Origin of the sequence: Providencia sp. JGM181, assembly GCF_018257375.1 — a bacterium.
Classification (GTDB): Bacteria; Pseudomonadota; Gammaproteobacteria; order Enterobacterales; family Enterobacteriaceae; genus Providencia; species Providencia lanzhouensis.
This window is the reverse complement of the sequence record NZ_JAERJY010000271.1, coordinates 1-1,265: the sequence shown is the minus strand read 5'-3', so window position 1 is coordinate 1,265 and position 1,265 is coordinate 1. Positions and strand designations below refer to the sequence as shown.

The 1,265-nt window shown below is 36.4% G+C and carries 2 protein-coding genes; one reads left to right on the top strand and one right to left on the bottom strand.

What is annotated here, in order from left to right; all coding sequences use genetic code 11:
* Positions 1 to 77 precede the first annotated feature (77 nt).
* Positions 78 to 629 carry a cytochrome b/b6 domain-containing protein gene (locus JK188_RS17455; RefSeq protein WP_336431820.1) on the top strand — a complete coding sequence of 184 codons (552 nt, stop codon included), beginning with the start codon at positions 78 to 80 and terminating at the stop codon, positions 627 to 629.
* Positions 630 to 636: 7 nt separating this feature from the next.
* Here the strand turns inward: JK188_RS17455 and JK188_RS17450 are convergent.
* Positions 637 to 1,265: YnfC family lipoprotein (locus JK188_RS17450; protein ID WP_211888699.1), on the bottom strand; the 629-nt coding region annotated here is incomplete at its 5' end.

The window sequence follows — 1,265 nt, the reverse complement described above, 5'->3', positions numbered from 1 at the left end:
AAAAAGAGTATCCGTTAATTGAGTCTCAACCAGAAAATACTTTACTTCAATCCGTAAAGCGCCAATGCCTTAAATCTATTTGGCAGTTTTTTGGTGTTTATCAAACGCCCACGATTCGCTTAACTCATTGCATGATATTTTTATTGGTCATTGGGCAAATTATCATCAGCAATTGGATGTCTGTCAGTAAAAGTGGCGTAATCCCAACAAGTGGTCTTGCGTATTATTTTACTTGGCTACACATTATCATTGGGTTTTGTTTATTATTTTTAGCGGCCATTCTCATTTTTGTCTGTCTCTCAAATCGAGGATTTAGATATTTCTATCCTTATTTATGGGGGGATCTCACTCAGATAAAAAACGATATCACAAGCTTATTTAATTTAAAGCTTCCTGACAGCTCACCTAAAGGGTTAGCAACAAGTGTCCAAGGGCTTGGACTGGGTGCATTGGCGCTAGTTATCCTTTCTGGTGTAACTTGGTTTATTTTATGGTGGCAAAACTCATCATTAGCCCCTGAAGCAAGAAATATTCATAAAACACTCACAGGACTAATCGAAGCTTATATTGTGGGACATGGTCTTATGGGCTTATTGCATTTTATCCTATGGAGAAAAACACCCCATTGACCTACAACTAATAGAATGAAGCATCCGTCGTACTATGTTTCTTCAATGTAATTTGCTTTCCATCCGAAATAAGTGTCAATACAAATTGGCACTTATGCGACACGCCCTGCTGGTTATACTCACATTGAGTATCAACAGTTAGCACAGACTGATCGAGCACTTTAACTTCTAGAATAAGATCATACGGCTTAGTTTCATCACTCGTATACCTTACGGAAATCTCTGAAAACAATTTATTATCATTGTAATAGGAAACATTGTATGAGCGATTATTTTCATCATAGTGGAACGCACTGAGCTTAGTTTTAGGTTCCGCGACCCATGAGCTATTAATGAAGCCATCGGCATTATACTGGTAGGTTAATTTACCATCGGAATCATTTTTAGATAGAATTAAACAATTATTTCCAATTTCCATTTCTACTGGTCCATTAGAATCTTGACCAATCAATTTATTTTTCTCACGTTTAACAGAAAGCTCATTATGTACACTGTTAATATACTCATCTTTTGTACGAGTCATGCTAAAGCTTTCAATACAGCCATCCTTTGCTATTTTCAAATCTGATAGGGAACTTTTGCATTTTTCATAGCCTTTGATAGTCGATGGTGACAGATTTCTAGTTTCACAAATCA